This is a genomic window from Enterobacter cloacae complex sp. 394I7 (genome assembly GCF_057320345.1).
On sequence record NZ_JBXWCR010000006.1, the window covers coordinates 105,154 to 127,131 of the forward strand.

Below are 21,978 nucleotides of genomic sequence, written 5' to 3' on the forward strand. Positions count from 1 at the left end.
AGGGTAAAATGATTAAGACTTTGTTGATTGCTCAAAGCGGCGCAGCAGCTGATTACCGCGCTCTACCGCAGAATCCAGCGCCTGCTGTGGGGTTTTCTTCCCGGTCCACACGCTTTCCAGCTCTTCATCTACGATGGTACGGATCTGCGGCATGTTCCCCAGACGCAGGCCTTTGGTGAACGGCAATGGCGGCTTGTTGAGCATCTGACGCGTCGCGATATCCGCGCCCGGGTTTTTGCTGTAGAAGCCCTGCTCGCGGGTCAGGTCATACGCGGCCGTGGTGATAGGCAGGTAGCCGGTTTTCTGATGCCATTCGGCGGCATTCTCTGGTTTCGCCAGGAAGTCGAGGAACTCAGCCACGCCCTTGTAGGTGCCCTTGTCTTTGCCCTGCATGACCCACAGGCTCGCCCCACCGATGATGGCGTTCTGCGGTGCGCCTTTCACATCAGCGTCGTAAGGCATCATGCCTACGCCGTAGTTGAATTTTGCGTAATGACGGATATCCGCCAGAGAGCCGGAAGAGGCGGTCGTAATCGCGCAGTCACCGTTGTAGAACTTCTCGGTGGATTCGTCTTTACGCCCGAAGTAGCTGAAATCGCCCTTCTTGTTGAGATCGGCGAGCAGAGCGATGTGCTTCACCTGCTCTGGCTTGTTGAACTCCAGTACCGCGTCGGTGCCGTCGAAGCCGTTGTTTTTGGTGGCCACCGGCAGGCCGTGCCAGGCGCTGAAGTTTTCAATCTGGATCCAGCCCTGCCAGCCGCTGGCGTAGCCGCACTTCATCCCCGCCGCTTTCAGCTTAGCGGTGTACGCCGCCAGGTCCTGCCAGGTTTTTGGCGGTTGTTCCGGATCTAAACCGGCTTTCTTGAAGGCGTCTTTGTTGTAGTACAGCACCGGCGTGGAGCTGTTAAACGGCTGAGACAGCAGATGACCGGTTTTGGAATCGGTGTAGTAACCCGCCACGGTCGGCACGAACTGCGATTCGTCGAAGTTGATACCTGCGTCTTTAAACACTTCGTAGACCGGTTTAATGGCTTTAGAGGCCATCATGGTCGCAGTACCGACTTCGTAAACCTGAAGCAGCGCAGGTGCATTACCGGTACGGAAAGCGGCAATGCCCGCGCTCAGGCTCTGCTCGTAGTTACCTTTGTACACCGGCACAATTTTGTAATCCGGATGGGTGTCGTTGAAACGCTGCGCCAGGGAGTCAACTTCTTTACCCAACTCCCCTTCCATGGAATGCCAGAACGGAATGGTGGTGACAGCCATTGCGTTCGCCGCAAAAGTCAGCCCCATTGCCAGACCCAAAGCTGTGTGTCGTAACGATGTCATTGTCATCTCTCTTATTGTGCCGGATGCGCGATATCACGCGTTTTTATGCTCGCGAGGTAACATGACATGCTCGAATGACAGAAAAATAACTGTTTCTTTACAGTGAGATGACAACAAAACGTCAGGCGGATGATGGTTGTGTGAAGGCGGTTGGGGTAAGTTCGGTACGGTCTGGTGCCCTGCATGAAAAAAGGCAACTGACGTTGCCTTTTTACTTTTGCTTTTATCTAGCCGCCGAGATAGGCGCTTCGCACCGCTTCGTTCGCCAGCAGCGCGTCACCGGTATCGGAGAGCACCACGTGGCCGTTTTCCAGCACGTAGCCGCGGTCGGCGAGCTTCAGCGCCTGGTTGGCGTTCTGCTCGACGAGGAAGATGGTCATCCCCTCTTTACGCAGCTGTTCGATGGTGTCGAAGATTTGCTGAATGATGATCGGCGCAAGACCGAGCGACGGTTCATCCAGCAGCAGCAAACGCGGCTGGCTCATCAGCGCGCGACCAATCGCCAGCATCTGCTGTTCACCACCAGACATCGTGCCGGCCCGCTGAATACGGCGCTCCCACAAACGTGGAAACAGCTCATAGACCCATTTGATGCGGGACTGGTACTGGTCGCGGTCAGCAAAGAAGCCGCCCATCGCAAGGTTCTCTTCCACCGTCATTCGTGAGAAGACGCGACGCCCTTCCGGGACAATCGCTACCGCTTCACGCATGATTCTGGCGGTTTGCCAGTCGGTAATATCTTTGCCATCAAAGACAATCCGCCCGCTGGTGGCGCGCGGGTCGCCGCACAGGGTGCCGAGCAGCGTGGTTTTACCCGCACCGTTCGCGCCAATCAGGGTGACGATTTCGCCCTGATTGATATGCAGGCTGACGTCGTGCAGCGCCTGTATCTTGCCGTAGTGAGCATTAACCTTGTCGAACGTTAACATCGCTTTTTCCATCTTATGCCTCACCCAGGTATGCACGGATCACGTCCGGGTTGTTGCGGATCTCTTCCGGCGTCCCGTTTGCCAGCGGCGTGCCCTGGTTTACCACGTAGATACGGTCAGAAATGCCCATCACCAGCTTCATATCATGCTCAATCAGCAGGATGGTGGTGTCGTGATGATCGCGCAGTTCGGCAATCAACTCGTCCAGCTCTTTGGTCTCTTTCGGGTTAAGCCCTGCCGCCGGTTCATCGAGCATCAGGATTTCTGGCTGCGTCACCATGCAGCGTACGATCTCCAGACGACGCTGGTCACCGTAGGCCAGGTTGCTGGCCTGACGGTTCGCATGCTGCAGCAGGCCGATACGGTCGAGCCAGGTGGCGGCGCGGTCGAGCGCTTCATCCTGAGCACGGCGGAAGGCCGGGGTTTTCAGCAGGCCAGAGAAAAGGCCGGTTTTGAGCTGCAGGTGTTGCGCCACCAGCAGGTTCTCTATCACCGTCATCTCGCGGAACAGACGCACGTGCTGGAAGGTACGCACCACCCCCATGCGGGCAATCTGCTGGCCCGGAAGCCCTTCCAGATGCTGATCGCGCAGCTTGATGGTGCCACCCGTCGGCTTGTAGAAACCGGTCAGGCAGTTAAAGACCGTGGTTTTCCCCGCGCCGTTAGGGCCAATCAGGGAGACAATCTCTTTCTTGTGCAGATCCAGATTCACGTTGTTGACGGCCAGCAGGCCGCCAAAACGCATCATCAGGCCGTTAACGGATAATAATGGCTGGCTCATGCCTGCTCTCCTTTCGCTTGCCCGTTTTTCAGCTTCAGCTGTGGACGGGTCATCGGCAGCAAGCCCTGCGGACGCCAGATCATCATCAGCACCATCAAACCACCCAGCATCAGCATGCTGTATTCGTTAAAGTCGCGCATCAGCTCACGGGAAACCACCAGCAGAATGGCCGCCAGGATAACGGCAAACTGCGAGCCCATACCGCCGAGCACCACAATCGCCAGCACAAAGGCAGATTCGGCAAAGGTAAACGATTCGGGGCTGACAAAGCCCTGACGCGCGGCAAACAGCGTACCGGCAAAACCGGCAAACGCGGCGCTGATGGTAAACGCAGTCAGCTTGATGCGGGTCGGGTTGAGGCCCAGTGAACGGCAGGCGATTTCATCTTCACGCAGCGCTTCCCACGCACGGCCCAGCGGCATACGCAGCAGACGGTTAATCACGAACAGGGTAAGCACCACCAGCAGCAGCGCCACCAGGTAGAGCCAAATCACCCGGTCGGACGGATCGTACTTCACGCCAAAGAAGTTGCTGAAGGTATCCCAGCCCCCTTCGCGAGCCGTACGGCTGAACTCCAGACCAAAGAAGGTCGGTTTCGGGATCTGGCTGATCCCGTTCGGGCCGCCGGTCACTTCGGTGTTGTTGAGCAGCAGGATACGCACGATTTCGCCGAAGCCTAAGGTCACAATCGCCAGATAGTCACCGCGCAGGCGTAAGACCGGGAAGCCCAGCAGGAAGCCCGCCGCGGCGGAGACCAGGCCCGCCAGCGGCAGACAGGTCCAGAAGCCGAGACCGTAATAGTGGTTCAGCAGCGCGAAGGTATAGGCCCCGATGGCGTAGAAACCACCGTAGCCCAGCACCAGCAGGCCAGACAGCCCCACCACCACGTTCAGGCCCAGACCGAGGATCACGTAGATCATGGTCAGGGTCGCGATATCGACCGTACCGCGAGAGACCACAAACGGCCACGCCACCGCAGCCACCAGCAGCGCCACGAAGAACAGCTTCTGCTTAACGGTTGAGCCGTCGAGAGCCGGCAGAACGAATTTCGGACCGGAGACACTTTTCAGCGTCTTCTGGAACACAGGACGCAGCATCTGGAACAGAAACACGACCGCGGTGCCAATGAATATCCACTGCCAGCGAATGTCGGCGGCGGTATCCACCACCAGTTTTGTGCCGTCCAGCTCTAACTGGACGCCCATAAAGACGCCTGCCAGCACGAAGAACATGGCGGCAGAGAGGAGCGCCATTGCGAAATGCATCGGTTTCATACTTTCTCTACCTCCGGACGACCCAGAATACCGGTAGGCATTACCAGCAGAACCAGAATCAGCAGGGCAAATGACACCACATCTTTATATTCCGTACTCAGATACGCGGAGGAGAGCGCTTCGGCCACGCCCAGGATCAGGCCGCCAATCATCGCGCCTGGAATACTGCCGATACCGCCCAGGACCGCCGCGGTGAAGGCTTTCATCCCGGCCATAAAGCCGATGTACGGGTTGATAACGCCGTAGAATTGCCCCAGCAGGACACCCGCGACCGCCGCCATCGCTGCCCCAATCACAAAGGTCAGGGCGATAACGCGGTCGGTGTTGATGCCAAGCAGGCTCGCCATCTTCAGATCTTCTGCGCAGGCACGGCAGGCGCGTCCCATACGCGAGTAGCGGATAAAGACCGTCAGGGCGAGCATTGCAACGAAGGTCACCACCCAGATCACCAGCTGCATGGTGGTGATAGAGGCAGAGAAGTTCTCGCTGGCACCGACCACCCACTGACCGTTGAACAGGCTTGGCAGCGCCACGTCGCGCGAGCCTTCCGTCAGGCTGACGTAGTTTTGCAGGAAGATCGACATCCCGATGGCGGAGATCAGCGCAATCAGGCGTTTGGAGCTACGCACCGGCCGGTACGCCACGCGTTCAATGCTCCAGCCATAGGCGCTGGCAATCACAATCGCGCCGACAAACCCGGCGGCGACCAGCAGCCAGCTGCTGTCGATACCCATCATCATCAGGGCGGCGATAATCATAAAGGAGACATAGCTACCGATCATGTAGACCTCGCCGTGGGCGAAGTTAATCATGCCGATAATGCCGTAAACCATCGTGTAGCCGATGGCGATCAGCGCGTAGGTGCTTCCCAGCGTGACGCCGTTAAACATCTGCTGCAGGAAATAGAGAAACTGCTCGGACATATGCAAACCTTTTTATACCCGCCCGGCGGTCCGGGCGGTGGGATAATTATTTGGCGACCGAGGACGAACCGTCGGCGTGCCACTTAAAGACACCAAACTCAAATCCCTTCAGATCGCCTTTCTCATCCCAGTTCAGCGGCCCAATCACGGTGTTCGCCCCGTGTGCTTTTAAATCTTTCACCAGATCCAGCGGTTCTTTGCTGCCGGTGCGATCCAGCGCGGTTGCCAGAGACTGCACCGCCGCGTAGGTGATCCAGACGTACGGACCACTTGGATCTTTCTTCTGCGCCTTGAGCGCGTCTACGATAGCCTTGTTCGCAGGATCCTGGTCATAGCGTTTTGGCATCGTCACCAGCATGCCTTCGCCTGCGTCCCCGGCGATGTTCGACAGGGAGGCGTTACCGACGCCTTCTGGCCCCATAAACTGGGTTTTCAGCCCGACCGAACGCGCCTGACGCAGCATCTGACCCATTTCCGGGTAGTAGCCGCCGTAGTAAACAAAATCGATATTCTCTTTTTGCAGGCGGGCGATCAGCGCGGAGAAATCTTTCTCGCCAGCGGTGATGCCATCAAAGAAGACGATATTCGCGCCGCCTTTTTTCAGCCCGTCCTGAACGGAACGCGCCAGGCCTTCGCCGTACTGCTGTTTGTCATAAATAATGGCGATGCGCGTCGGCTTGACGGTGTCGAGGATGTATCGGGCGGCGGTTGGTCCCTGAGACGAGTCCAGACCGGCAGTACGCATGATGTGCTGATAACCGCGCTGAGTCAGTTCAGGGTTGGTTGCGCCCGGGGTAATCATCAGAATGCCTTCGTCTTCGTAGATGTCCGACGCAGGCTGGGTGGACGACGAGCACAGGTGGCCAATCACGTACTGAATACCATCGTTCACGATTTTGTTAGCAACCGCGACGGCCTGTTTGGGATCGCAGGCGTCGTCATATTCCACGCCAACCAGCTTGTCGCCTTTGATGCCGCCTTTGGCGTTGATGTCTTTGATTGCCTGGCGAGCACCGTTGAACTCCATATCCCCCCACTGGGCAACAGGACCGGACATCGCACCCACTACAGCAACCTTAATATCTTCCGCCATGGCTGCATGCGAAATCGCCAATGCAACCATCCCCGCGAGTAACGTCTTCGCGTTCCTTTTCATCTCTGAATCCCCATTCGTGATGTCGTGTATATATTTTGTTTTATTATGGTTAAAAAGCATTCTGTACTTTTAATGCACAACGCTATTTTTACCAGCGCCTTTAATGGTTTAGCGCAGTTTTTTCATAAAAACCAGACTAAAATCTCGATTTTTCAGGCGATTAAGCAAAGATAATATTCTGAAACAAGGCAGAGATAAACAAATAAAATTGCAGTTTGCAGCATAAAATAACGGTACAAAGCGCCGAATAATTCACTGCCATTCAGGTTAAAATTCTGCTTATTTTTCGATCCATGTGTTTTCAAACTGCCCTTTGCGCTGCCAAAAAACTAATCACCTGGTGAGCCGGGATAAAAAGAGGAAGCCGCTGAGGGAATAAATTGAGTACACTGCCCCTACTCAATTTGATTTGGACAAGCAGCTAATGAAACTGACTATCGTGCGTCTGGTGACCTTTAGCGACCAGGATCATATCGACCTGGGCAAGATCTGGCCGGAATATTCCCCTTCGTCGCTCCGCGTCGATGAGACACACCGCATCTACGCCGCACGCTTTAACGAGCGTCTGCTCGCCGCGGTTCGCGTGACCCTGAGCGGCACCGAAGGGGCGCTGGACTCACTGCGCGTACGTGACGTGACCCGTCGTCGCGGTGTGGGGCAGTATTTAATTGAAGAGATAATCCGTGAAAACCCGAACGTTACCTCCTGGTGGATGGCCGACGTGGGCGTGGAAGACCGCGGTGTGATGGCGGCGTTTATGCAGGCGTTAGGGTTTACGGCGCAGGAGAACGGGTGGGAGAAACGTCAGGTTTGCTGAATGCCGCCTGATGCCCTCACCCCGACCCTCTCCCACAGGAGAGGGTGCAAATACTAAAACGGCAACCGAAAGGTTGCCGTTTGCTTTTATTTGGCGTCGGTCGCCGTTCCGTTAGCATGCCAGTCAAACACGCCGAACTCGAAGCCTTTCAGATCGCCCTTCGCATCCCAGGAAAGCGGCCCCATCACGGTATCGACAGAGTTAGCCTTCAGCCAGGTGGCAATCTCAGCCGGATCGGCTGACTGGTTCAGACCCGCCTGCAGAGACTGCAGCGCAGCGTAGGTGGTCCAGACGAACGCGCCGCTTGGATCCTGTTTCTTCGCCTTGATGGCATCTACGATCGGTTTGTTCGCAGGCACCTGGTCATAGTTCTTCGGTTTGGTCACCAGCAGGCCTTCAGCAGACTCACCGGCAATGTTAGACAGGGAAACGTTCGCCACCCCTTCCGGGCCCATAAACTGGGTTTTCAGGCCGGCCGCACGTGCCTGACGCAGGATCTGGCCCATTTCAGGGTGATAGCCACCGTAGTAAACGAAATCAATATTCTCTTTCTTCAGACGCGCCACCAGAGTGGAGAAGTCTTTCTCACCGGCGGTGATACCGTCGAAGAAGACCACATTGGCATTGCCTTTCTTCAGACCATCCTGCACGGCACGCGCCAGACCTTCACCATACTGCTGTTTGTCGTGAACAATCGCGATACGCTTCGGCTTCACGTTGTCCAGAATGTATTTTGCCGCGGTTGGGCCCTGGTCTGAATCCAGACCGGTGGTACGCAGGGTCAGCTTATAGCCACGTGCGGTCAGCTCCGGCGCCGTTGCAGCCGGGGTGATCATCAGAATGCCTTCGTCTTCGTAGATATCAGACGCGGGCTGCGTGGAAGAGGAGCACAGGTGACCGATAACGTATTTGATCCCGTCGTTCACCACTTTGTTCGCCACGGCAACCGCTTGTTTCGGGTCACAGGCATCATCATATTTTACGATCTGCAGTTTTTCGCCCTTGATGCCGCCCTTAGCATTAATGTCTGCAACCGCCTGTTCTGCGCCGGTAAATTCCTGGTCGCCGTACTGTGCTACCGGACCGGACATCGCGCCCACGACAGCCACTTTAATATCGGCCTGTGCCATCGTGCTGAATGCCAACGCAATACATCCTGCCAGTAACGCTTTACCCTTCATATTCATCCTGAGATTCCCCATTATTATGGTTATTACGATTGTCGTGATGTTGTTGTGTAGCGCTTTATTTCAGTTATAGGTATGACAGTCGCGCTTTTTCAGCATACTCTGCTAAAACATACCCCATTTTTATGATTTTGGAATAGCTAATTTGAAATGAATATATGATAAGCCCGGCAGGGATCACCGCCGGGCCAGGGCTTTAACGTGTCAGCGACGCGGAGATAATATCCAGCGCTTTACGGAACTGAACTTCGGGGATGGTAAGCGGATAGAGGAAACGGATAACGTTGCCGTACACGCCGCAGCTCAGCAGCAATAGACCTTCCTGTAACGCAAGCTCCTGGACCTGACGCGTGAATTCCGGCGACGGCAGCCCGGTTTGCGGGTCGTTAAACTCCACCGCCACCATTGAACCCTGGGCACGGATATCGGCAATAAACGGACAGTCGCCCTTCGCTTTGTTCAGCACTTCCACCAGATGATGGCCAAGATGCGCCGCGCGTGTGCAGAGATCCTCTTCATCAATCACATCCAGCACGGCATGGGCTGCGGCAATCGCCAGCGGGTTGCCGGCGTAAGTCCCGCCCAGCCCGCCAGGTGCGGGGGCATCCATCACCTCCGCCCGGCCAGAGACCGCCGAGAGCGGCATCCCGCCGGCCAGGCTTTTCGCCATGGTGATCAGATCCGGCTTCACGCAATGGTGTTCCATCGAGAATAGCTTGCCGGTTCGCGCAAAGCCACTTTGCACTTCATCGGCAATCAGCAAAATTCCGTGCGTATCGCACAGTTCGCGCAGGGCCTGCATAAAATCGGCGGGGGCAATGTTGAATCCCCCCTCCCCCTGAACCGGTTCCAGGATAATGGCCGCCACCTGGTCCGGCGCAATGTCTGCTTTGAAGATGCGTTCGAGACTTTTTAACGCTTCTGCCGTGCTGACGCCGTACAGATCATTTGGATAGTGTGCGTGATAAACCGATCCGGGAAACGGACCGAAACCGAGTTTGTACGGCGCCACTTTCCCCGTCAACGCCATCGTCATAAAGGTACGGCCGTGGAAGGCACCGCCAAAGGCGATCAGGCCAGGACGACGGGTATACGCGCGGGCAATTTTTACCGCGTTTTCGACCGCCTCTGCTCCCGTAGAGAAGAAAGCCGTTTTGGCAGGCCCATCAACAGGTACACGTTGGTTGATGCGCTCGGCAAGCGCCACATAGCCTTCGTACGGGACAATCTGATATGCCGTATGGGTAAATGCGTGGAGTTGTTTTTCGATGGCGGCAATAACTTTTGGATGCCGATGGCCGGTATTCAGCACCGCGATCCCGGCGGCGAAGTCGATATACTCGTTGCCCTCGACGTCCCACACCGTGGCATTTTCGGCTTTATCGGCGTAGAAGTTACACATCACGCCGATACCGCGCGGCGTCGCCTGCAAACGCCGGTCATTCAGTTCACTGTTTTTCACCCTGTCCCCCTGAGAAAGTCACCTGCTTAGCGCATCTGTAAGTGTTTGCCAGGGGGAGGGAATTCGCCAGAGCGGGAGATAAAAAAACAAAACCCCCGAATTTGCATTCGAGGGTTATCGGGAACATCGCGGAAATTACGCTTCGATAGCGGCGCGAAGTTTTTTCATGGCGTTCTTTTCAAGCTGACGCACACGTTCAGCGGAGACGCCGTAGCGGTCGGCCAGCTCCTGCAGCGTGGACTTGTTGTCTTCGTCCAGCCAGCGGGCGCGGATAATATCCTGGCTACGTTCGTCGAGGCCTTCCATTGCTGAAGTCAGCTTGTTCGCGGCCTGATCTTCCCAGTTATCCTCTTCAATGCCGTCAGCAAAGTTAGAGGTTTTATCCTGCAGATACAGAACCGGTGCCATTGGCTGGCTGTCAGAGCCGTCGTCGTCGGAGGACATATCGAAGGTCATGTCCTGCGCGGCCATACGGGATTCCATCTCACGCACGTCTTTGCTGGATACGCCCAGCTCGCGCGCCACCATTTCAACTTCATCCTGATTGAACCAGCCCAGACGCTGCTTGGTTTTACGCAGGTTGAAGAACAGTTTACGTTGCGCTTTTGTCGTGGCGACTTTCACGATACGCCAGTTGCGCAGCACGTATTCATGAATTTCTGCTTTGATCCAGTGCACGGCGAAGGAGACCAGTCGCACACCCACTTCCGGGTTGAAGCGACGTACAGCCTTCATCAGACCGATGTTACCTTCCTGAATCAAGTCCGCCTGCGGCAGGCCATAGCCCGCATAATTACGAGCAATGTGAACAACAAAGCGCAGGTGAGACAGGATCAGCTTTTTCGCTGCTTCCAGATCGCCCTGGTAATGCAGCTTTTCAGCAAGCTCCTTTTCTTCCTCGGCCGTTAACATCGGCCAGGTGTTCGCAGCCCGGATATAAGATTCCAGGTTACCAACAGGGGCTAAAGCTAAAGTTTGCATTTCTTTGGTCATTCATTCCTCTCAATGTTTCTTCTGGTCCAGGCTGTCCCCATCAGGCAACAACCATGCCAAAGCGTTTGAGCCACGAGATTAGCATTCACTCTTTTATCAGACAGTGATTTTATCCACAAGTTCCAGGTGCAACGGTGAATAAATTACGCACAAATTGTGACATGGAGATGATAACAGGGGAAGAGACAACAGGGACGCTTTCCCTGCAGAGCGAACATCTCGGTGCAGGGAAAGATTATATCACGCTTTTATTAGTCGGGAGTAAAGTGACGTAAATGTTGCACGGTTGCCAGCCATGCTGCCACCCAGCCGATCATCGAGCACACCAGCAGCAGTAACAGGCACTCATCGAACCCTAAGCCGCTGATATCAAACTTCGTTCCGAAAACCTGCGCCACCTCGGTTACGGCAGAGGACAGCCGCATCACCAAAATTTCTGACAATATCAGTGAAAGAAATGCGCCGGAAAAACCGAGCAATGCGCCGCCGTACAGGAACGGACGCAGGATGAAGCCATCCGTCGCACCAATCAGTTTCTGCACGTTGATGGTGTCGCGACGCGCGAAAATGCTCAGGCGCACGCTGTTACCGATGACGAGGAAGACCGCCGCCACCATCAGCACACCAATCATCGCCGCCACGCGCCCTACCAGCCCGGTCAGCGCAGCAAGACGCGCAAACCAGCTGTCATCCATGCGCACTTCATCAATCCCGTTGATACGGGTGATGCGGTCACGCAGGGTGTTGAGCGAATCGGTCCCCTGGAAATCGAGTTTCGGGATCACCACCGCCACGGCCGGGAGGGGGTTCTCTTCAAGCATGTCCAGCGCACCGCCAAAGCCTGACCAGTTACGGAACTCACCCAGGGCTTCTTCACGAGAGAGAAAATTCACTTTCTCTACGCCCTGTTCGGCCTGGATTTGCCCCACAACCTGCGCCGCCGCGTTATCGTCGAGCGCCTTATCCAGATAGACCGTGATCTGCGGAGAAGGATAGTACTGCGACGCCGCCTGGTTAACGTTTTTATAGACCATGTAGCAGACGCTTGGCAGCGTCAGGGAGATGGCAATCACCATCACCGTCAGGAACGTCGCCAGCGGTTTGCTTTTCAGGTCCTGCAACGCACCGTGGAACGCATAACGCACCTGCTCGTTGAACACGTTGGTTTTGCGGGAGTTCGGCTTAGGCGCCGCTTTCGCACGCTTTGGCGCATTACGATTGCCGTCACCGCCGCCCTGCGGCTTACGGAAGCGGTCAAACCGGTTTCCGAACTGCCGAATCTGGTTTATTGCATCACGCTTATTCACCGAGGCCTCCGTGCAAATGACCGTCGCTCAGGGTCAGCATGCGGTACGAACGACGGGAAATCAGCCCGATGTCGTGCGTTGCCATCAATACCGTCACCCCAACGCGGTTAAATTCCTCAAACAGACGCAAAATCCCTTCTGACAGGGCGTCGTCCAGGTTACCGGTCGGTTCATCCGCCAGCAGTACCGCAGGTTTGTTCACCACCGCACGGGCAATCCCCACACGCTGCTGTTCACCGCCAGACAGCTGGATCGGGAAGTTCTTCGCTTTGTCCAGCAGCCCGACTTTATCCAGCGCCGCAGAGACGCGACGACGGATATCATCATAGCTGGCACCGGCAATAATCAGCGGAATGGCCACGTTATCGAAAACGGTGCGATCCATCAGCAGGTGGTGGTCCTGGAAAATCATGCCAATCTGACGACGCAGGAACGGCACCTCACGGTTTTTCAGACGGCTAATATCATGGCCGCTGAACCAGATTTTCCCGGCGCTCGGCCGCTCGATCCCACAGATAAGCTTGAGCAGGGTACTTTTCCCCGCGCCGGAATGGCCGGTCAGGAATGCCATCTCGCCTGGCTGCAGGTGGAATGTCACCCCCTGCAGCGCTTGTCTCCCACCGAGATAGGCCTTGCTGACGTGTTCAAAGCGAATCATTGTTAGTCCTCTCGGGCAAATAGTGCCTCAATAAAGTCGTCCGCTTTAAACGGACGTAAATCCTCAATACGCTCGCCCACACCGATGTAACGGATAGGAATATTGAACTGATCGGCCACGGAGAAGATCACCCCGCCTTTCGCGGTGCCGTCCAGTTTGGTCAGCGTGATCCCGGTCAGCCCTACCGCTTCATGGAACAGCTTCGCCTGGCTGATGGCGTTCTGTCCGGTGCTGGCATCAATGGTCAGCATAATTTCATGCGGTGCCTCTTCGTCCAGCTTCTTCATGACGCGGACGATTTTCTTCAACTCTTCCATCAGGTGCGCTTTGTTCTGCAAACGCCCTGCGGTATCGGCAATCAGCACATCCACGTTACGCGACTTCGCCGCCTGGATGGCGTCAAAGATAACGGAGGCGGAATCCGCACCGGTATGCTGCGCAATCACCGGGATGTTGTTACGCTGGCCCCAGACCTGCAGCTGCTCAACCGCCGCCGCACGGAAGGTATCACCTGCCGCCAGCATTACCGATTTGCCCTGCTGCTCAAACTGTCGCGCCAGCTTGCCGATGGTGGTGGTTTTCCCCACACCGTTCACGCCAACCATCAGAATAACAAATGGCGTTTTGCCTTCAATATTAAGCGGTTCGTCAACTTTTGCGAGGATTTCGCCCATCTCGTCTTTCAGCAGACCGTACAGCGCTTCGGCGTCACGCAGCGCCTTGCGGCTCGCCCCTTCGGTCAGACTGGCGATGATCTTACGGGTTGTTTCCACCCCAACGTCGGCGATCAGCAGTTGCTCTTCCAGCTCTTCAAAGAGATCGTCGTCGATCTTCTTGCCGCGGAACAGACTGATAAATCCGGAACCTAAGTTTTCTTTGGTTTTGAGCAGGCTACGCTTCAGGCGGGCGAAGAAACCTTCTTTGGTGGGTTTTTCCTGCTCCTGAGCAACCTCTTCACCCTGCTCTGGTTGCGCTTCCACCGGCACGACGATAACCGCTTCTTCCGCCGCGTCTGCCGCCAGCGCCTGGGCTTCCAGCTCTTCGTCGGTAAGCGCTGGCTCGTCTTGTGCTTCTTCTTCCACCGCCTCAACAATTTCGACGGTTTCTGCCTCGGCCTGCCACTCCTGCGCTGAAACCTCTTCGGCTTTCACCTCTTCCGGCAGCGGCAACGTTTCATGCTCGATAATCGCCTGCGGCGTATCGATAACGTCTTCTACCACAACGGGTTCTGGCTTCTCGCTTTCCTGAACCTGTTCGGTAACTTCCACCACCTCTTCAGCAAAGGCTTCGGTCTCTTCTTTGCTGTGCGCGTGCTCTTCCGCGTCGACAACGGCGGCAGTTTCTACCGGCGTTTCAGGCTGAGACTGCTCTTCAACGGCTTGTTGTTCTTCGGTTTTCTGCTCTGTTTCTTGCTCTTTTTCACCGAAGCCCAGCCAGGAAAAGAAGCCACGTTTTTTTTGTTTTGCCATCTGCGACTACACTCCTCGCGGCGCTATATACATGGAAGCTAAAAAAATGATGAAATAGTCTAACACTTTACTTAATTGACATCACCGCCCGCAATCGCAGGCCAATTGTTAACAGAGCTTTCCAGAGATGAAGAAACCCAACCGCGCCCCAGCCGGTCAAATTCGTATTATCGGCGGCCAGTGGCGAGGCCGGAAATTACCGGTGCCGGATAGCCCCGGACTACGCCCAACCACGGACCGCGTACGCGAAACGCTGTTTAACTGGCTGGCCCCCTCAATGGTGGATGCCCACTGCCTGGACTGCTTCGCGGGCAGCGGCGCGCTGGGTCTGGAGGCGCTGTCGCGCTATGCCGCCAGCGCCACGCTGCTGGAAATGGAGCGCGGCGTTGCGCAGACGTTGCAGCAAAATCTGGCAACGCTGAAAGCGACCAACGCCAAAGTAGTGAATACCAACACACTGAGCTTCCTCGCGCAAAAGGGCACGCCGCACAACGTGGTGTTTGTCGACCCGCCGTTCCGCAAGGGGCTGCTGGAAGAGACGTTATCCCTGCTGGAAAACAACGGCTGGCTGGCGGATGACGCGTTAATCTACGTCGAAAGCGAAGTCGAAAATGGTTTACCGCCGGTCCCGGTACACTGGGATCTGCACCGAGAAAAAGTGGCAGGTCAGGTCGCTTATCGTCTGTATCACCGTCAGGCACAAGGAGAATCCAATGCCAGTACTGATTAATGTGGGACGTTTGTTGATGCTGGGCGTCTGGGCATTTCTGCTCCTCAATCTGGTGCACCCGTTCCCGCGCCCGATGAACATCTTTGTGAACGTGGCCTTTATCTTTACCACCTTCATGCACGCCCTGCAGATGGTGATGCTGAAAAACGGCCTGCCAAAAGACGGTCCGCAGATGACCGGCTGGCAGCAGCTGCGCGTGTTTATTTTTGGCGTATTTGAACTGCTGGTGTGGATGAAGAAATTTAAGGCCCAGGCGAAGAAGTAAGGCGCCTCAAGCCTCAGCTTACCCCTCTCCCTGCGGGAGAGGGAACATTACCGATCTGGCGTAAACCCTTCAAACCGCGACCCTTTGTAACTCAGAATCCCTTTTTCTCCCACCGTCAGTTGATGGTACTGCTGCGCCTCCAGACGGTAGGTCATCTCCAGCCCGCCGGTTTCCGGCTTAAAGCTCGCTTCATAGCGCATGGTGGCTCCCGCCGGCGTAACCTGCTGCTGGCGCGAGCGTCGGTCATTGAGGGCTTTCTCGCGTTTATTGCTTACCACCACGCGTTTTTGCATCAGCGGCGCGGCATCGTTGTCCGCCTTCTCACGGCGCTGCTGCACGAAACGAAAGGAGGCGGCAATGACGATAATCGCCACCACGATAACGAAAAAAAGCGGCATCTTGCTCATTCAAAAATCCCATCAGATTATACGGAATTCAGGATACCTTGCCTTCCCCGGCATTGCCAAACGCCTGCCCCCATCACTACACTGAATAAGAAACTGATTATTCAGACTCAACAGTTACAGGGAGTTAATATGCTTTGGTCATTTATCGCTGTCTGTTTTTCCGCATGGCTTTACGTCGATGCATCCTATCGCGGCCCTGCCTGGCAGCGATGGTTGTTTAAACCCGTCACGCTGTTGTTACTCCTGCTGCTTGCCTGGCAAGCGCCCATGTTTAACGCCGTCAGCTATCTGGTTCTTGCCGGTCTGTGTGCGTCCCTGATTGGTGATGCCTTAACCCTGCTGCCGCGACAGCGCCTGCTGTATGCCGTTGGGGCATTTTTCCTGTCGCATCTGCTTTATACCATTTACTTCGCCAGCCAGATGACGCTCTCCTTCTTCTGGCCGCTGCCGCTGGTGCTGCTGGTCATTGGCGCACTGTTGATCGCGGTGATCTGGACGCGTCTGGAAGAGATGCGCTTGCCTGTCTGCACGTTTATCGCCATGACGCTGGTGATGGTATGGCTGGCGGGTGAACTGTGGTTCTTCCGTCCGACGGCACCGGCAATGTCCGCGTTCTTTGGTGCCACGCTGCTGTTACTCGGGAATATCGTCTGGCTGGGCAGCCACTATCGTCGCCGCTTCCGTGCGGATAACGCGATTGCCGCCGCCTGCTACTTTGCCGGGCACTTCCTGATTGTGCGTTCACTGTATATCTAAATAAGCCTTGACTCTGGAGTCGACTCCAGAGTGTATGCTGCGGTTAATGAGAAAATTATCATTACCGGAGACTGCCATGTCGACTCCAGAAACACCTAAAAAAGTTCCACAATTCTCGGCACTTAAGCTCAGCCCCGTTCCCGTGAAGGACGACTGCTGCTGCGACGGCGCATGCGAAACGCAAAACACGCCGCCGCTCCCGGAAAGCGCAAACCGCTACAGCTGGGTGGTCAACGGTATGGACTGCGCGGCCTGCGCCCGTAAAGTCGAAAACGCGGTAAAACAGGTCCCGGGCGTCAGCCACGTCCAGGTGCTCTTCGCCACCGAGAAACTTCTGGTCAGTGCCGATAATGACATCAGCACGCTGGTTGAAGCCGCCGTCAGTAAGGCCGGTTACAGCCTGCGCAGCGAAACCGCATCTGTCGAAAAGACGTCAGCCCTGCGAGAAAACCTGCCCATTATCACCCTTGTCATCATGATGGCCCTGAGCTGGGGTCTGGAGCAGTTTAACCACCCGTTCGGTAACCTGGCGTTCATCGCCACGACGCTTGTCGGACTGTTCCCGATTGCCCGTCAGGCCGTGCGACTGATGAAAAGCGGAAGCTGGTTCGCCATCGAAACGCTGATGAGCGTGGCGGCGATCGGCGCGTTGTTTATTGGCGCGACGGCGGAAGCGGCCATGGTGCTGCTGCTGTTCTTAATTGGCGAGCGCCTTGAGGGCTGGGCGGCGAGTCGGGCACGGAAAGGGGTCAGCGCGCTGATGGCGCTGAAACCGGAAACCGCAACGCGGGTGACAGGCAGCGAACGCCAGACGGTGGCTATTAACACGCTGCGCCCGGGTGATGTGATTGAGGTCGCCGCCGGCGGGCGTCTGCCTGCGGACGGTGAATTGCTTACCGCCACGGCGAGTTTCGATGAAAGTGCCCTCACCGGCGAGTCGATTCCGGTTGAACGCTCAGCGGGCGAGAAAGTGCCTGCAGGCGCCACCAGCGTCGATCGTCTGGTACAACTCACGGTCCTCTCCGGACCGGGTGAGAGCGCCATCGACCGCATCCTGAAGCTGATAGAAGAGGCCGAGGAGCGTCGCGCACCCGTTGAGCGCTTTATCGATCGCTTCAGCCGGATCTACACCCCCGCCATCATGCTGATCGCCCTGCTGGTGACAATTATTCCACCGCTGTTCCTGGGCGCAGCCTGGGAAGGCTGGGTTTATAAAGGTCTGACGTTGCTGCTGATTGGTTGCCCGTGTGCGCTGGTGATCTCCACGCCGGCGGCCATTACCTCCGGTCTAGCGGCCGCGGCGCGTCGTGGAGCGCTGATTAAAGGCGGTGCGGCGCTGGAGCAGCTGAGCCAGGTGCAACATATCGCCTTCGATAAAACCGGTACGCTGACGGTGGGTAAACCGCAGGTCACGGGCATTTATCCTCAGGAGGTCAGTGAAAATACGCTGCTCACCCTGGCCGCTGCCGTCGAACAAGGCTCCACCCACCCGCTGGCACAGGCGATAGTTCGCGAGGCGCAGTCGCGTGGGCTGGACATCCCTGCCGCCACCGCACAGCGGGCGCTGGTCGGGTCCGGAATTGAAGCCGACGTTGAAGGGAATAACGTCCTGATCGTTGCCGCGAATACGTTTCCGGCGGACGGGCTGAGCCAGCCAGTCCAGGCGCTGGAACAGGCCGGGCAAACCGTGGTGATGGTGGTGCAAAACGGCGTGGCGATAGGGATGCTGGCACTGCGTGACACGCTGCGTGACGATGCAAAAGACGCCGTCGCCGCGCTGCATCAACTGGGCGTGCAGGGGGTGATCCTCACCGGGGATAACCCGCGAGCCGCGGCAGCGATTGCCGGTGAGCTGGGGCTGGCGTTTAAAGCCGGGTTATTGCCTGCGGATAAAGTGCGCGCCGTAACGGAACTGAACAACCATGCACCACTGGCAATGGTGGGTGACGGAATCAACGATGCCCCGGCGATGAAAGCCGCCACCATTGGCATTGCAATGGGCAGCGGCACCGACGTGGCGCTGGAAACCGCCGACGCGGCGCTCACCCACAACCGCCTGACCGGGCTGGCGCAGATGATTGCTCTGGCGCGCGCCACGCGGGCCAATATCCGTCAGAACATCGGGATTGCGCTGGGTCTGAAGGGAATTTTCCTGGTCACCACGCTGCTCGGTATAACCGGCCTGTGGCTGGCGGTGCTGGCGGATACCGGCGCGACGGTACTGGTGACGGCGAACGCGCTCCGCTTATTACGTCGACAATAACACGAGATGCCCTCTCCCACCGGGAGAGGGCGGAAAACGGCGTCACTGCATCCCTAACACGCGCGGCAGCCACAGCGAGATGGCCGGGATGTACGTCACCATCGCCAGCACCACCAGCAGCATGCCGTAAAACGGCAGCATGGCGCGAACCACATGCTCGATTTTCTGTTTACTTACCGCGCTCGCCACAAACAGCACCGAACCGACCGGCGGCGTAATCAGCCCGATCCCCAGGTTCACCATCATGATCATCCCAAAATGCACCGGATCGATGCCCAGCGAATTGGTCACCGGCAACAGCACTGGCGTCAGGATCAGGATGATCGGCGCCATGTCCATTAACGTGCCGATCAGCAGCAGCATGATGTTGAGATACATCAGGATCACGTACTTGTTATCGGAGAGCGAGGTGAAGAACTCGGTGATACGGCTCGGGAGCTGCATGTAGGTCATCACCGCGCCAAACGCCGCCGCAAAGCCAATCAGTATCATCACGATGGTGACGGTTTTCACCGTCCTGCACATCAGCTTCGGCAGCTCGTTCCATTTGTAGTCCCGGTAGATAAACATGGTGACAAAGAACGCCCACAGACAGGCCACGGCAGCGGATTCCGTTGCGGTAAATATTCCGGACAGTATCCCGCCGAGAATAATCACCACGGTCATCAGCCCCCACAGCGCGTCCAGCGTGATTTTCAGCGCCTGCTTAAAGGGAATTTTTTCCCCTTTCGGGTAGCCACGTTTGCGGGCAAAGCCCAGACACATTGCCATCAGGCTTACGCCGAGCAGCAGCCCTGGCAGCACCCCCGCGATAAACAGCGTCGCGATAGAGACCGTTCCGCCTGCCGCGAGGGAATAAATTACCGAGTTGTGGCTGGGCGGGATCAAAATCGCCTGTACCGACCCGCTGGCGGTCACCGCCGCCGCATACTCGCGCGGATAGCCCTTCTTCTCCATCTCCGGGATCATTACGCTGCCAATGGAGGCCGTATCCGCCACCGACGAGCCGGAAATCGCGCCGAAGAACGTGGAGGCCACAATATTCACCAGCGACAGCCCACCGCGAATAAAGCCAACAAACACGTAGGCGAAATTGACCAGCCGTCGGGCAATCCCCCCTTCCGCCATAATCGCACCCGCGAGAATAAAGAAGGGGATCGCCAGCAGCGTGAATTTATTCACCCCGCTGGTTATCTGAATCATCAGCGCCTCGAGGGGTAAATCTATCCACAACGCGCCCGCGACGGCGCTTAGCCCGACGGCAAAAGCCACCGGCATCCCCAGCGCCAGCAAAATGGCGAGGGTGAATAACAAAACGAATGCATCCATTGTTCACCCCTTAACTGTGGTTGCCGATCAGCACGACGGGACGGTTTTCCTGCGAACCAAACAGCAGGCGCTCAATCACAAACAGGATCAGGACGGCAGAGCCCACCGGCAGCGGCAGATAGGTCTCGCCGGAGGTCAGGACCGGAAATTCGGCGACCGGTTGCTCCCAGAGTTCGACGCACAGCCAGTAGCTGTACCAGAACATCAGGCCAGCGATCAGCAGCATCAGCAGATCAACGGCCCGTGCGCAGACGGTTTTTAACGGCCCGGGTAGCCGGTCGGTGAGCATATTCACCGCAATGTGCGAACCGGCACGGTAGCTGACCGCCGCGCCGATAAAGGTGAAGGTCACCATGCAGATGATGGCAACCGGCTCCGGCCAGGATTCACCGCGGTTAAGCACATAGCGCGAAAAGATGCCGATGGGGATCACAATCGTCATCACCAGCAGCGAGATGCCCGCCACGGCCATCGCCAGCAGGTAGAGACGGTCCATCCACTTCAGATAGAGTTCGGACATACGTACTCCGGTTACTTGACGTCAGCGATGGCTTTCATCAGATCCTGATGCTTTTCGCCATACTGGGCGCGCACCGGCTCTGTGGCTTTGATAAATACCGTTTTGTCGATCTCGTGGAACTGCACCCCGCCAGCCTTCATTTTTTCCAGCGCCTGGGCGTTATAGGCTTCCCACAACTTACGTTGTTCAAACTGGGCTTCACGGGCCAGGGTCAGGATCTTTTTCTGCTCGTCGGCGCTGAGTTTGTCCCACTTCACTTTTGAGTAGAGCAGCATTTCCGGGGTGATAAAGTGGCCGCTGAGGGTGTAGTTTTTGGCGACCGGCATATAGTTATGCGCGACATAGGTCGGTGGATTATTCTCCGCGCCGTCAATCACGCCGGTTTGCATCCCGCTGTAAACTTCGCTCACCCCCATCGCCACCGCGTTAGCGCCCATATCTTTCAGCGTCGCCAGCGCCACCGGACTGCCCTGTACGCGGATTTTCTTCCCTTTCAGATCGTCGGGTTTAACAATCGGATCTTTGGTGATCAGGTTGCGGGTGCCGGAGTCCATCCAGCCGAGGAACACCAGTCGTGATTTCGGGTTAGCGGTTAGCTTATCGCCAATCTGCTTGCCGATATCCCCGTCGATCACTTTGTGCATGTGGTCTTCATCGCGGAAAACGTAGGGCAGCGTGAAGACTTCGATATCGGGCAGGATGGCCGCCACCGGCGCCATCGAGACGCGGATCATATCGATCGCCCCCATCTGCGCCTGCTCAATCATCTGTTTTTCATCCCCCAGCACGCCGCCGGGGAAGACCTTGATCTCCAGCTTGCCATCGGTTTGTTGTTTGAGTTTTTCACCCATTTGCTGAACCGCCACCACGTTCGGGTAGCCTTCAGGGTGCACATCGGCGGCTTTGATGGTTTGCGCAGCGACAGAGCAGGCAAAAGCGGAGAGGCACAGGGCGGCCAGTAACGGCTTGAGGGTCGTTTTCATCGGGTCAACTCCAGGGTAGTGAGATAAGCGTTAAAACAGTGTTTTATTTTTGTACGCTTAAAAACTAGACTACGGCCGGAAAAGCGGAGGTGAAGCGCCTCACAAAAGCGTGAAATTTTGAAACGATGGTTTAGAAAGGTTTTCTCCCTCTCCTTGTGGGAGAGGGTCGGGGTGAGGCCATCAGGCCGCATTTACCCCTTACGGATCACATACCGGTACGGCAGCGTTTCGGTCTGCTGTGCCACCAGCTCATGTTCCATAAAGGTACAAAAACCGGGAATGTCGCGGGTGGTGGCGGGGTCGTCGGCGATGATCAGCAGCGTCTCACCGGTCTGCATGTTGCGCACGGTTTTACGTACCATCATTACCGGCTCCGGGCAGCGAAGGCCCTGAGCATCAAGGGTGTGGTCTGGGCTGGAAAACAGATCGGTCATGTTCTT

General features: G+C 56.6%; 22 protein-coding genes. 5 read left to right on the top strand and 17 right to left on the bottom strand.

Annotated elements, in window-relative coordinates:
• Positions 1–12: 12 nt before the first annotated feature.
• The 6 genes from ugpB to livK form a co-directional block, all read right to left on the bottom strand.
• A complete protein-coding gene (gene ugpB / locus AC2FAP_RS18905; protein WP_032679132.1) occupies positions 13–1,329 on the bottom strand; it encodes a sn-glycerol-3-phosphate ABC transporter substrate-binding protein UgpB in 1,317 nt (438 codons plus the stop codon).
• Positions 1,330–1,556: 227 nt separating this feature from the next.
• Positions 1,557–2,270 (bottom strand): high-affinity branched-chain amino acid ABC transporter ATP-binding protein LivF, encoded by a 714-nt coding sequence (livF, locus tag AC2FAP_RS18910; RefSeq protein WP_020884549.1) that lies wholly within the window; start codon positions 2,268–2,270, stop codon positions 1,557–1,559.
• Between the two features lies 1 nt (position 2,271).
• On the bottom strand, positions 2,272–3,039 hold the full coding sequence (gene livG / locus AC2FAP_RS18915; protein ID WP_014172002.1) for a high-affinity branched-chain amino acid ABC transporter ATP-binding protein LivG: 768 nt from the start codon (positions 3,037–3,039) through the stop codon (positions 2,272–2,274).
• Positions 3,036–4,313, bottom strand: a complete 1,278-nt coding sequence (livM, locus tag AC2FAP_RS18920) for a branched chain amino acid ABC transporter permease LivM (protein ID WP_014172003.1) — start codon at positions 4,311–4,313, stop codon at positions 3,036–3,038. Before livM ends, livG begins: the two co-directional genes overlap by 4 nt.
• The gene (gene livH / locus AC2FAP_RS18925; RefSeq protein WP_020884547.1) at positions 4,310–5,236 is read right to left on the bottom strand and encodes a high-affinity branched-chain amino acid ABC transporter permease LivH; all 927 of its coding nucleotides are present in this window, start codon (positions 5,234–5,236) and stop codon (positions 4,310–4,312) included. The genes livM and livH overlap by 4 nt, the downstream gene beginning before the upstream one ends.
• A 46-nt stretch (positions 5,237–5,282) precedes the next feature.
• Positions 5,283–6,392, bottom strand: coding sequence for a high-affinity branched-chain amino acid ABC transporter substrate-binding protein LivK (gene livK / locus AC2FAP_RS18930; RefSeq protein WP_449541963.1), 1,110 nt, complete (start codon positions 6,390–6,392; stop codon positions 5,283–5,285).
• A gap of 424 nt (positions 6,393–6,816) precedes the next feature.
• On the opposite strand from livK, the gene panM reads away from it, so the two are divergent.
• Complete coding sequence (gene panM, locus AC2FAP_RS18935; RefSeq protein ID WP_020884545.1) at positions 6,817–7,209, top strand: aspartate 1-decarboxylase autocleavage activator PanM; 393 nt, start codon at positions 6,817–6,819, stop codon at positions 7,207–7,209.
• Positions 7,210–7,295: 86 nt separating this feature from the next.
• Here the strand turns inward: panM and livJ are convergent, their stop codons facing one another.
• The 6 genes from livJ to ftsY form a co-directional block, all read right to left on the bottom strand.
• A complete protein-coding gene (gene livJ, locus AC2FAP_RS18940) occupies positions 7,296–8,396 on the bottom strand; it encodes a branched chain amino acid ABC transporter substrate-binding protein LivJ (RefSeq protein WP_072126534.1) in 1,101 nt (366 codons plus the stop codon).
• Positions 8,397–8,592: 196 nt separating this feature from the next.
• Positions 8,593–9,858: a 4-aminobutyrate--2-oxoglutarate transaminase gene (locus tag AC2FAP_RS18945; protein WP_020884543.1), complete on the bottom strand. Its 1,266-nt coding sequence runs from the start codon at positions 9,856–9,858 to the stop codon at positions 8,593–8,595.
• 135 nt (positions 9,859–9,993) lie between these two features.
• Entirely contained in the window at positions 9,994–10,851 is an 858-nt protein-coding gene (rpoH, locus tag AC2FAP_RS18950; protein ID WP_014172011.1) for an RNA polymerase sigma factor RpoH, read from the bottom strand.
• A 251-nt stretch (positions 10,852–11,102) separates the two neighbouring features.
• The gene (ftsX, locus tag AC2FAP_RS18955; protein ID WP_485453006.1) at positions 11,103–12,158 is read right to left on the bottom strand and encodes a permease-like cell division protein FtsX; all 1,056 of its coding nucleotides are present in this window, start codon (positions 12,156–12,158) and stop codon (positions 11,103–11,105) included.
• A complete protein-coding gene (gene ftsE, locus AC2FAP_RS18960) occupies positions 12,151–12,816 on the bottom strand; it encodes a cell division ATP-binding protein FtsE (protein WP_014172013.1) in 666 nt (221 codons plus the stop codon). Before ftsE ends, ftsX begins: the two co-directional genes overlap by 8 nt.
• A 2-nt stretch (positions 12,817–12,818) precedes the next feature.
• A complete protein-coding gene (gene ftsY, locus AC2FAP_RS18965) occupies positions 12,819–14,285 on the bottom strand; it encodes a signal recognition particle-docking protein FtsY (protein WP_044857784.1) in 1,467 nt (488 codons plus the stop codon).
• Positions 14,286–14,412: 127 nt separating this feature from the next.
• Here ftsY and rsmD point away from each other — a divergent pair, with 127 nt between their 5' ends.
• Both rsmD and AC2FAP_RS18975 read left to right on the top strand, forming a co-directional pair.
• On the top strand, positions 14,413–15,015 hold the full coding sequence (gene rsmD, locus AC2FAP_RS18970) for a 16S rRNA (guanine(966)-N(2))-methyltransferase (protein ID WP_020884541.1): 603 nt from the start codon (positions 14,413–14,415) through the stop codon (positions 15,013–15,015).
• Positions 14,999–15,280: a DUF1145 family protein gene (locus AC2FAP_RS18975; RefSeq protein ID WP_014172016.1), complete on the top strand. Its 282-nt coding sequence runs from the start codon at positions 14,999–15,001 to the stop codon at positions 15,278–15,280. The genes rsmD and AC2FAP_RS18975 overlap by 17 nt, the downstream gene beginning before the upstream one ends.
• Positions 15,281–15,327: 47 nt before the next feature.
• Here the strand turns inward: AC2FAP_RS18975 and AC2FAP_RS18980 are convergent, their stop codons facing one another.
• A complete protein-coding gene (locus tag AC2FAP_RS18980; RefSeq protein ID WP_032679142.1) occupies positions 15,328–15,687 on the bottom strand; it encodes a DUF2500 domain-containing protein in 360 nt (119 codons plus the stop codon).
• A 129-nt stretch (positions 15,688–15,816) separates the two neighbouring features.
• Here AC2FAP_RS18980 and AC2FAP_RS18985 point away from each other — a divergent pair, with 129 nt between their 5' ends.
• Positions 15,817–16,443: a lysoplasmalogenase gene (locus AC2FAP_RS18985; protein ID WP_014172018.1), complete on the top strand. Its 627-nt coding sequence runs from the start codon at positions 15,817–15,819 to the stop codon at positions 16,441–16,443.
• A gap of 76 nt (positions 16,444–16,519) precedes the next feature.
• Positions 16,520–18,706, top strand: a complete 2,187-nt coding sequence (zntA, locus tag AC2FAP_RS18990) for a Zn(II)/Cd(II)/Pb(II) translocating P-type ATPase ZntA (protein ID WP_337275923.1) — start codon at positions 16,520–16,522, stop codon at positions 18,704–18,706.
• Positions 18,707–18,748: 42 nt separating this feature from the next.
• On the opposite strand, the gene AC2FAP_RS18995 is transcribed toward zntA, so the two are convergent.
• The 4 genes from AC2FAP_RS18995 to tusA form a co-directional block, all read right to left on the bottom strand.
• Positions 18,749–20,035 (bottom strand): TRAP transporter large permease, encoded by a 1,287-nt coding sequence (locus AC2FAP_RS18995; protein WP_020884539.1) that lies wholly within the window; start codon positions 20,033–20,035, stop codon positions 18,749–18,751.
• A 10-nt stretch (positions 20,036–20,045) separates the two neighbouring features.
• A complete protein-coding gene (locus AC2FAP_RS19000) occupies positions 20,046–20,555 on the bottom strand; it encodes a TRAP transporter small permease (RefSeq protein WP_063925807.1) in 510 nt (169 codons plus the stop codon).
• A gap of 11 nt (positions 20,556–20,566) precedes the next feature.
• Positions 20,567–21,538 (bottom strand): TRAP transporter substrate-binding protein, encoded by a 972-nt coding sequence (locus tag AC2FAP_RS19005; protein ID WP_014172022.1) that lies wholly within the window; start codon positions 21,536–21,538, stop codon positions 20,567–20,569.
• Positions 21,539–21,729: 191 nt separating this feature from the next.
• Positions 21,730–21,972 (bottom strand): sulfurtransferase TusA, encoded by a 243-nt coding sequence (gene tusA, locus AC2FAP_RS19010; RefSeq protein WP_020884537.1) that lies wholly within the window; start codon positions 21,970–21,972, stop codon positions 21,730–21,732.
• Positions 21,973–21,978: the final 6 nt, after the last annotated feature.